Genomic DNA, 9,046 nt, shown 5'->3' on the forward strand with positions numbered 1-9,046 from the left:
GGGGGGGGGGGGGGGGGGGGGCGGGGGGCGCGGCCCCCCGCGGCCGGCCGTCCCGGCCGGATCTGCCGCCCCGGCCACGTCCCGGCCGGTCCTCACGAGGGCCGGCCGCCGTGCTCGTCGGGCGGCTGCGGCGGGTCGGCCGGGTCGGCGGGCTCCGGCTCGGGGCCGGTCGTCGGGCTCGCGTACGCCTCCTTGGGCTCCGGTGGCTGGGCGGTCGGCAGGGCCACCGGGCCGGTGCGCGCCGACGGGTCGATCAGGGCCTGGTACGGGCCGACCGCCCGGGCGCCGATGGCCCGCAGCGCGGCCCACACCGTGACCTGGTTCGCGGACAGCACCGGCATCCGCAACTCCGCCTCTAGCTGCGGAATCACGTCGTAGGTCGGCAGGTTGGTGCAACTGATGAACAGCGCGTCGGCCGAGCCGACCACCGCGAGCCTGGCCATGTCCACCACGTCCCGGTAAGGCACCCGCCAGATCTCCCGGGTCAGCCCGAGGTAGGCGCGGCCGACGACGGCGATGTCGGCCTCGGCCACGTACTCCTCCAGCGCGTCGGTGACCGACTTCGTGTACGGCGTGACGAGCGCGATGCGATGGGCGTCGAGTTCGTCGAGGGCCGCGAGGAGCGCGCCCGACGTGGTCAGCGAGGGCACGTCGCCGGCCCGGGTCATTGCCGCGCACATGGCCCGCTCGCCCGGCACCCCGCCCACGAAACTGCCCGACGTGCACGCGTACGCGACGACCTCGGGCGCGACGGCGCACAGCGCCTGCACCGCCGAGTGCAGCGTCTCGTGCTCGCTGACCATCCGGGCCAGGTCCAGGCTCACCTCGACCGGCACGTACGGCGTCCTGGTCAGGTGCAGTGACACCTCATCCGGAACCCAGCGCCACAGTTCGCGGTCGAGCGCGAAGTCGAATGGTGCCACCACGCCCACACCACGCTGCGGCTGCGGACCACCCAGAAAAGAGACGTCCATTTCGAGCCCCCACTAGGAACGACTAGGAACGCCGGTCTTGGCCTTTTGGCCAAGGGAAAGAGAGCCGGTGAATGCCGGGACGTCGGGATAAGTGCTGCTGTTGACGACGGTAGTTTCTGGTGCCTAGCGTGGTCAATCCTCATATCTCCGGTGTCTGACGAAGCGACTCACCCGCCCGTCTCATCGACGTTTCGGAACGGTTTTGTGCCCATGTCTGAAATCAACGTCGTCGTGCTCGGCGATACTCCCCCGGTACGGCTGGACCGGCTCGCCGGCCGGGCCCGGGTCCAGGTCAGCGACGGGGCCGGGCTGCCGGCGCTGCTGCCGCACGCGGACGTGCTGCTGGTGTGGGACTTCCTCTCGGACGCGGTGCGCGACGCCTGGCCGGGGCCGGGCGCGCGGCCCGCCTGGGTGCACACCGCGAGCGCCGGCGTGGACCGGCTGCTCTTCCCCGCCCTGGTCGATTCGGACACGGTGCTGACCAATGCGCGCGGCGTCTTCGACCAGCCGATCGCCGAGTACGTGGGCGCGCTCGTACTCGCCTTCGCCAAGGACCTGGCCGGCACCTGGGAACTGCACCGGCAACGCCGCTGGCAGCACCGGGAGACCCGGCGGCTGGCCGGCACCCGGGCGGTGGTGGTGGGCGCCGGGCCGATCGGCCGGGCGATCGGGCGGACGCTGCGGGGGCTCGACGTGGAGGTGGAGTGGGTGGGTCGCACCGCGCGCGCGGGCGTGCGGGGCGTGGCCGAGCTGGACGATCTGCTGCCGGCCGCCGACTGGGTGGTGTGCGCGGCGCCGCTGACGCCCGCCACGCAGGGTCTCTTCGACCGCGCGGCGTTCGCCCGCATGGCCCGTTCGGCGTACTTCGTCAACGTGGGGCGCGGCCCGCTGGTGGTGACGGAGGCGCTGCGGTCGGCGTTGCTTGAGCGGCGCATCGCCGGGGCCGCGCTCGACGTCTTCGAGCAGGAGCCGCTGCCCGGCGACAGCCCGCTGTGGGACACCCCGGGGCTGCTGGTCTCGCCGCACATGAGCGGCGACACCGTCGGCTGGCGCGATGACCTGGCCCGCCAGTTCCAGGACAACTTCGACCGGTGGGCCGCGGGCGAGCCGCTGTTCAACGTGGTCGCCAAGCGGCTCGGCTATGTCCCGGGGTGAGGGCGCGGCGGTCGCCCGCACCCCCTCGACCTGGCCCACCACGACGCGGCCCGCGGCGCCCGGCCCCGGGCCCGCGCCCACCACGACGCCCGCGGACCCACCGCCAACCGGGCCGGTGACCGCGCCGACGGCCCCGCCCGTACGCACCGACGACCGCACCCGCGCCCGCCCCCGCCCCCCCCCGGCCGGTGCCGCCGACTACGCACCACCCAGCGGTGGCCCACCCCGTGCCACCGGACGCGTGAGGGAGACCGGAGGGTCCGATGACCGATCTGTGTGACCTGAAAGCCGTTCAACTCATCGAGGGCTACACGGCACGCACCGTCTCGCCGGTGGAGGTCGTCCGGGCCGTGCTGGACCGGATCGCGACGATCCAGCCGCTGGTCAACGCGTTCACCCGGGTCGACGCCGAGGAGGCGCTGCACGCGGCCGGCGAGTCCGCGGCACGCTGGGCGCGCGGGGAGCCGTGCGGGCTGCTCGACGGGGTCCCGGTCGCCGTCAAGGACATGCTGTTGCTGCGCGGCGGGCCGACGCTGCGCGGCTCGCTCACCGTCCCCGTACGGGGGCCGTGGTCGGAGGACGCGCCGGCGGTGGCCAGGCTGCGCGAGCACGGTGCGGTCTTCCTCGGCAAGACCACCACGCCCGAGTTCGGCTGGAAGGGCGTGACCGACAGCCCCAAGGACGGCGTCACCGGCAACCCGTACGACCCGGCGCTCACCGCCGGCGGCTCCAGCGGGGGCAGCGCGGCTGCGGTGGCCTGGGGGGCCGGGCCGCTGAGCCTGGGCACCGACGGCGGCGGGTCGGTCCGCATCCCGGCCTCCTTCTGTGGCGTCTTCGCGCTCAAACCCACCTACGGGCGGGTGCCGCTGTATCCGGCCAGCCCGTTCGGGACGCTCTCGCACGTGGGCCCGATCACCCGGGACGCGGCGGACGCGGCCCTCCTGATGGCGGTGATCAGCGGCCCCGACTGGCGGGACTGGTCCCAGGCCGCGCCGCAGGTCGACGACTTCCGGGCCGCCATCGACCAGCCGCTGGCCGGGCTGCGGATCGCCTTCGCGCCCACCATCGGCGGCGCCCGCGTCGACCCCGAGGTCGCGGCGGCGGTGCGGCGGGCGGTGGCGCTGCTGGCCGACCTCGGGGCCGTGGTGGAGGAGGCGGACCCGGGGTTCGCCGACCCGGTGGAGGCGTTCCACGTGCTGTGGTTCAGCGGCGCCGCGCGCGTCGTACAACCGCTGGACGCGGAGCGCAGGGCGCTGCTCGACCCGGGGCTGCGCGAGGTGTGCGCGCAGGGCGCCGCGTACAGCGCCCTGGACTATCTGGCCGCGGTCGACGCGCGGATGGCGCTCGGCCGGGCGATGGGCCGCTTCCACTCCCGGTACGACCTGCTGGTCACCCCGACGCTGCCGGTCCCGGCCTTCGCGGCCGGCGTGGAGGTGCCGCCGGGCTGGCCGGGCCGCAGGTGGACGGGGTGGACGCCGTTCACGTACCCGTTCAACCTCACCCAGCAGCCGGCCGCGACGCTGCCCTGCGGGCTGACCGCCGGCGGGCTGCCGATCGGGGTGCAGTTGGTGGCGGCCCGGCACGCGGACGCGCTGGTGTTGCGCGCCGCGCACGCGCTGTACGGGGCGGGGCTCGCCGACGGGGTACGGCCGCCGGCGCCGGGCTCGGCCGCCGCTAGGCCCGCCGGAAGCTGAGGGTCTCGCCGAGCGCGCCGGCCCGCCACAGGTCCTGGCAGGCGTCGGCCATCCGGTCGAGCCCGTCCACGACCGCGCCCCACACGATGCCGGGCACCCAGCCGGCGTCGCCGTTGATCAGCAGGTTGTTGCGCTCGTAGAAGAGGGCCAGGTCCACCAGTTGTGCCGGGCCGGGCGCGGCGGGCGCGGGGGCGGTGCCCGCGGTACGGGCGGTCGCCGCCCTGGCCGCCTCGTAGCCGTAGGAGGCGGTGCCCAACTGGGTCTGGCTGAAGGTGAAGTAGCACAGGTCGCCCGGGATGGGGGTGATGGTGGGGTTCTCCAGGGGTGGTTCCTGCGCGGCGAACGGCGGTAGCAGGGTGTAGATCTCGTTGCGCGCGTACTTGGCGTGGTAGACGTCGCCGCCCAGCGGGAGGGCGTTCCACACGGCGTCGCAGGTGTGGGGCGCGCGGTCGGTCAGCAGCTTGGCGGTGCAGCGCACCCCGCGCCTGTCGAGTGAGACTTCCACGAACCGGTCGGTCACCGACTGCTCCTCTCATGGCGTTCCGGAATCCATCGTGCCGCAAGAATCCAGGTCACGGCCTGTCTGCCGGCTACGTCAAGGGCCGGAAACAATTCGCATAACTTCGGCCGACTCGGGTAGCCGCGCGCCCATGGCTCGACCACGACGGAACGACGACAGAGACGGAAAAGGGTTGGCGCGGCGCTCGCTGCTCGCCGGCGGTGCCGCCCTGGGGCTGCTGGGGGCGGCCGGCTGTAGCCGGGTCTCCAGCGCTGACGCCAAGGACGGGGGGAACCTGCTGGACCGGCTGCGGTCCCAGGGCACGGTGCGGCTGGGAATCGCCGGTGAGATCCCCTTCGGCTACATCGACAAGGACGGCGAGTTCACCGGGGAGGCCCCGGAGATCGCCAGGGTGATCTTCAAGCGGCTCGGGGTCGGCAGCGTACAGCCGGTGCCCACCGAGTTCGCCTCGCTCATCCCGGGGCTGCGCTCGCAGCAGTTCGACGTGGTGTCGGCCGGGATGTACATCAACCCGACCCGCTGCGAACAGGTGATCTTCTCCGACCCCGACTACCAGATGCGCGACGCGTTCATCGTGGCCAAGGGGAACCCGAAGAACCTGCACAACTACCAGGACATCGTGCGCACCGGCGCGAAGATGGCCAGCGGCACCGCGTACGCCGAGATCGACTACGCCGTGGCCGCCGGCGTCAAACGCTCCTCGATCACCGTGCTCCCCGACCAGCTCGCCGGGCTGCTCGCGGTCGAGCAGGGCCGGGTCGACGTCTTCGCCGGGACCACCGTGACCGTGCACAACGTGGTCAACCAGCGGCACAGCCGCAAGGCGGAGGCGACCGAGCCGTTCCAGCCCAAGGGGGCCGACGGCAAGCCGGCCATCGGCGCCGGCGGCTTCGCCTTCCGGCCGGAGGAGACCAAGCTGCGGGACGCGTTCAACGTCGAACTGCACAAGCTGAAGAAGAGCGGCGAACTCCTGCGGATCGTGCGGCCGTTCGGTTTCACCGAGGTCGAGATGACCGACCTCACGGCCGAGGAGTTGTGCGCATGACCGCGGGACTGTGGGAGCACTGGCTGCTCCCCGGAATCTGGATCACCATCCAACTCACGCTCTACAGCTCGGCGTTCGCGGTCCTGGTCGCCTTCGGCGTGGGCATGGCGCGCACCTCGCGGCTGTGGATCGTCCGCTTCCTCACCGGCTTCTACGTCGAGGTCTTCCGCGGCACGTCGGCCCTGGTGCTGATGTTCTGGCTGTTCTTCGTGATGCCGCTGGGCTTTGAGTTCCAGCTCGTGCCGATGTGGGCCGCGGTGCTCGCGCTCGGCCTGACGTACGGCGCGTACGGCTCCGAGATCGTCCGGGGTGCGATCGCCGCGGTCGCGCCGGCGCAGCGGGAGGCGGCCATCGCGCTCAGCTTCTCGCCCGCGCAGCGCATGCGCCGGGTGGTGCTGCCGCAGGCCGTACCCGAGATGATCCCGCCGTTCAACAACCTGCTGATCGAACTGCTCAAGGCGACCGCGCTGGTCTCGGCCGTGAGCGTGGCCGACATCACCTTCGCCGCCCAGCTCTCCCGGCTGGCGACCGGCGACAGCCTGGAGATCTACACCATCGTCCTCGCCCTCTACTTCGTCCTGGCCTTCGTCCTGACCCGGCTGATGCGGCTGCTTGAGCGCAAGGCCAAGGCGAGCATCGGGCAGGCGCCGCCGCCCGGTGACGGCCTGCTGGCCAAGGTCGGCATCCGGCGTACGGGCCGCGCGGCGGCGGGTACGGCGGCCGGCACTGCGACAACCCGCACTGCGGCCCGCAAGGCGACGGGCAACCCGGCCGCGGCCACCCCGGGAGGCGCCAAGTGACCTGGGACTGGAACGTCGCCAAGGACTTCCTGCCGGAGCTGCTGGACGGGCTGCTCATCACGTTGGAGGCCACCGCGCTCGGCTCGGTGCTCGCCTTCGCGCTCGGCCTGGTGTGGGCGATGGCCTTCCGTTCGCCGACCCGCTTCGTGCGCTGGCCGGTAGGCGTCTTCGTGGAGTTCATCCGCAACACGCCGCTGCTCGTCCAGCTCTTCTTCTTCTACTGGGTGCTGCCGACCTGGGACATCAAGTTCTCCGCGCTCACCACCGGCGTGATCGCACTCGGCCTGCACTACTCCACGTACGTCGCCGAGGTCTACCGCGCGGGCATCGACGGCGTGCCGGCCGGCCAGTGGGAGGCGGCGACCGCGCTCAACCTCTCGCGCGGCCGTACCTGGTTCGTGGTGATCCTGCCGCAGGCCGTGCGGCGCGTGGTGCCGGCCCTCGGCAACTACGTCATCGCGATGCTGAAGGACTCCCCGATGATCGCGCTGATCGGCGTCGCCGACATGTTGCAGAAGGCCAGGTCCGAGGGCGCCACCTCGTTCCAGTACATCGAGCCCTACACGATGGTCGGCATCGCCTTCATCCTCATTTCGTACCCGGCATCCTTGTTGATGCGAGCCCTGGAGCGTCGTCTTGGCCACTGAAGCCCCCACCCCGAACCCCACCGTCGACGGCTCCGAGCTGATCCGCTTCGACAAGGTGACCAAGCGCTTCGGCGCCAACACCGTCCTGGACGACCTGGACTTCACGGTCGCGTCCGGCAAACACGTGACGCTGATCGGCCCCTCCGGATCGGGCAAGACCACGATCCTGCGGCTGCTGATGACGCTGATCAAGCCCGACGAGGGCACCATCAAGGTCGACGGCGACTACCTGACGCACGAGCCGAAGAACGGCAGGTTGGTCCCGGCGGGCGAGAAGCACACCCGCGAGGTGCGCAAGAAGATCGGCATGGTCTTCCAGCAGTTCAACCTGTTCCCGAACATGCGGGTGCTGCGCAATGTCACCGAGGCCCCGGTGCACGTGCTGGGCATGGACAAGGACGAGGCCGAGCAGCGCGCCCGCGAACTCCTCGACCTGGTGGGCCTCGGCGCCAAGTGCAACGACTACCCGACCCAGCTCTCCGGCGGCCAGCAGCAGCGGGTGGCCATCGCCAGAGCCCTGGCCATGCGCCCGCAGGTGCTGCTGCTCGACGAGGTGACCTCCGCGCTCGACCCGGAGTTGGTGGCGGGCGTCCTCGACGTGCTGCGCGACCTGGCCCACACGACGGACATCACCATGGTGTGCGTGACGCACGAGATGAACTTCGCCCGCGACATCTCGGACGACGTGTTGATGTTCGACGCCGGGCGGGTGATCGAGTCCGGGCCGCCGGAGAAGATCTTCAGCGAGCCGGAACACGAGCGGACCCGGGAGTTCCTGAGCGCGGTGCTGTAGCGCAGCGCGCGGCTCGGGGGCCCTGCCGGGCACGGCTGTGGGGCCTGCCGGGCGCGCCCCGGTGGGCGCCGCCTTCGGAAGGGACCGCCGCGTCCTACGGGTGCCAACGCGGTGGACCCTCCGGGCAGTTGATCGAATTCATGACGGTGGCATATGCCCCCGTGGTGAATTCCTGCTGAGCCGGGTGGCGCGCGTCAGCAATTCACCCAACACCCCCGTCACGGCCACCGCTTGCCGGCTATCGTGGTACGAAGCTCCGCTGCCCGGACCGCGCCAGGCTCCGCCTGTCGACCGTGACCAGCAGCGACAGCAACACCGCAAGCGGTCACAACCTGGTAGGGGGAAACCGTGGCGCCGAAGCCCGAGCCGACCGCCCCACAGCACTCGGTACGGCATGCCCTCCGAGTGCTGGAGATGGTCTCCAAGCACTCCAGCGGCGTTTCCGACGTGGAGCTCACACGCCGCCTCGACGTATCGAGCGCCCAGCTCGCCCACCTGTTGGCGATGCTGCGTCGCGAGGGGTACGTAGAACAGACAAGTGACGGCGCCTACGTCAGCGGCGAGGCGCTCCTGCTGCTCGGCGGCACGGGCGCGGACCGGCACCAGGCCCTGCACGCCAAGCTCCAGCGCACGCTGACCATCCTGCGTGACACGGTCGGCGCCGCGGTCTACATCAGCCGGTACATCGACGGCGAGGTGAAGATCACGCAGTACGCCGACGGTCCGGACGCGCCCCGGGTCAATGAGTGGTTCGACTTCAGATCCGCGGCCCACGCCAGCGCGGTCGGCAAGTGCCTGCTGATCCAGCTCGACCAGAACATGCGGCGCGACCACCTCTCGCGCCACAAGATCGTGCGGCTGACCTCACGCACCACGACCAACGAGCGGGTGCTCTTCAGCAAGCTGGACAGCCAGCCGGCGACGGTGCCGGTGCTCGACCTCCAGGAGTACGCGGTGGGCACCGTGTGCGCGGCCGTGCCGATCACCGCGGGTCGCGCGGTCGGCTGTCTGGCCCTGTCACTGCCGGTCGAGCACGCCCACCGGCTGAAGCAGGCGGCGTACGCGCTCAACCGCGAGGCCGCCCCGGTGCTGCTTTCGCTCACGCTCTAGCCTCGCGGCGGCGGCCGGGCGGTCATCGGGCGGCGACCGGCCCGGAGCGGGGTGCCCCGCAGGTGGCGCCCGGCCGGAAACGCGGCAGGCGCGGCCCGGGCGCGAACGCAGCAGGCGCGGCCCGGGCAGGAACTCGGCAGGTCGCGGCCCGGCGAGATCGCAGCAGGTGGGGGCCGGGGCGGGTGGTTCTGAGCACCCCCGGATGGCGGGTAAGATGGTTTTTGTCAGCGCGCGCCGCTAGCTCAGTTGGTTAGAGCAGCTGACTCTTAATCAGCGGGTCCGGGGTTCGAGTCCCTGGCGGCGCACGT

9 protein-coding genes and 1 tRNA gene are annotated in these 9,046 nt (G+C 71.9%); 8 read left to right on the forward strand and 2 right to left on the reverse strand.

The genetic code is table 11. The features are described from left to right. Positions 1-92: 92 nt before the first annotated feature. Positions 93-974, reverse strand: coding sequence for a maleate cis-trans isomerase family protein (locus tag AAHZ94_RS22075; RefSeq protein ID WP_349994713.1), 882 nt, complete (start codon positions 972-974; stop codon positions 93-95). 210 nt (positions 975-1,184) lie between these two features. On the opposite strand from AAHZ94_RS22075, the gene AAHZ94_RS22080 reads away from it, so the two are divergent. Together AAHZ94_RS22080 and AAHZ94_RS22085 are read left to right on the forward strand one after the other, a co-directional pair. After that, positions 1,185-2,129, forward strand: a complete 945-nt coding sequence (locus tag AAHZ94_RS22080) for a D-2-hydroxyacid dehydrogenase (protein ID WP_349994714.1) — start codon at positions 1,185-1,187, stop codon at positions 2,127-2,129. Positions 2,130-2,392: 263 nt separating this feature from the next. Then, entirely contained in the window at positions 2,393-3,823 is a 1,431-nt protein-coding gene (locus AAHZ94_RS22085) for an amidase (RefSeq protein ID WP_349994715.1), read from the forward strand. On the opposite strand, the gene AAHZ94_RS22090 is transcribed toward AAHZ94_RS22085, so the two are convergent. Then, positions 3,804-4,343 carry a DUF3830 family protein gene (locus AAHZ94_RS22090; protein ID WP_349994716.1) on the reverse strand — a complete coding sequence of 180 codons (540 nt, stop codon included), beginning with the start codon at positions 4,341-4,343 and terminating at the stop codon, positions 3,804-3,806. The two genes, AAHZ94_RS22085 and AAHZ94_RS22090, sit on opposite strands and share 20 nt — an antisense overlap. Positions 4,344-4,473: 130 nt before the next feature. Between AAHZ94_RS22090 and ehuB the strand changes: the two genes are divergently transcribed. From ehuB to AAHZ94_RS22120, 6 genes are all read left to right on the forward strand, one after another. Then, entirely contained in the window at positions 4,474-5,388 is a 915-nt protein-coding gene (gene ehuB, locus AAHZ94_RS22095) for an ectoine/hydroxyectoine ABC transporter substrate-binding protein EhuB (RefSeq protein WP_349994717.1), read from the forward strand. Further along, on the forward strand, positions 5,385-6,188 hold the full coding sequence (gene ehuC, locus AAHZ94_RS22100; RefSeq protein ID WP_349994718.1) for an ectoine/hydroxyectoine ABC transporter permease subunit EhuC: 804 nt from the start codon (positions 5,385-5,387) through the stop codon (positions 6,186-6,188). The genes ehuB and ehuC overlap by 4 nt, the downstream gene beginning before the upstream one ends. Continuing rightward, positions 6,185-6,835: an ectoine/hydroxyectoine ABC transporter permease subunit EhuD gene (gene ehuD, locus AAHZ94_RS22105; protein WP_349994719.1), complete on the forward strand. Its 651-nt coding sequence runs from the start codon at positions 6,185-6,187 to the stop codon at positions 6,833-6,835. Before ehuC ends, ehuD begins: the two co-directional genes overlap by 4 nt. Next, positions 6,825-7,628 carry an ectoine/hydroxyectoine ABC transporter ATP-binding protein EhuA gene (gene ehuA / locus AAHZ94_RS22110; protein ID WP_349994720.1) on the forward strand — a complete coding sequence of 268 codons (804 nt, stop codon included), beginning with the start codon at positions 6,825-6,827 and terminating at the stop codon, positions 7,626-7,628. The genes ehuD and ehuA overlap by 11 nt, the downstream gene beginning before the upstream one ends. 348 nt (positions 7,629-7,976) lie before the next feature. After that, on the forward strand, positions 7,977-8,738 hold the full coding sequence (locus AAHZ94_RS22115) for an IclR family transcriptional regulator (protein ID WP_349994721.1): 762 nt from the start codon (positions 7,977-7,979) through the stop codon (positions 8,736-8,738). Between the two features lie 231 nt (positions 8,739-8,969). Continuing rightward, positions 8,970-9,043: transfer RNA gene (locus AAHZ94_RS22120), tRNA-Lys, on the forward strand. The last annotated feature ends 3 nt before the right edge of the window (positions 9,044-9,046 follow it).

It is taken from the genome of Streptomyces sp. HSW2009 (assembly GCF_040240285.1).
Lineage (GTDB): Bacteria > Actinomycetota > Actinomycetes > Streptomycetales > Streptomycetaceae > Streptomyces.

Excerpts from the sequence above, each read along its gene's own strand:
- AAHZ94_RS22080 (WP_349994714.1), top strand. The coding sequence starts at position 1,185 with ATGTCTGAAATCAACGTCGTCGTGCTCGGCGATACTCCCCCGGTACGG.
- ehuC (WP_349994718.1), top strand. The coding sequence starts at position 5,385 with ATGACCGCGGGACTGTGGGAGCACTGGCTGCTCCCCGGAATCTGGATC.
- AAHZ94_RS22085 (WP_349994715.1), top strand. The coding sequence starts at position 2,393 with ATGACCGATCTGTGTGACCTGAAAGCCGTTCAACTCATCGAGGGCTAC.
- ehuB (WP_349994717.1), top strand. The coding sequence starts at position 4,474 with ATGGCTCGACCACGACGGAACGACGACAGAGACGGAAAAGGGTTGGCG.
- AAHZ94_RS22075 (WP_349994713.1), bottom strand. The coding sequence starts at position 974 with ATGGACGTCTCTTTTCTGGGTGGTCCGCAGCCGCAGCGTGGTGTGGGC.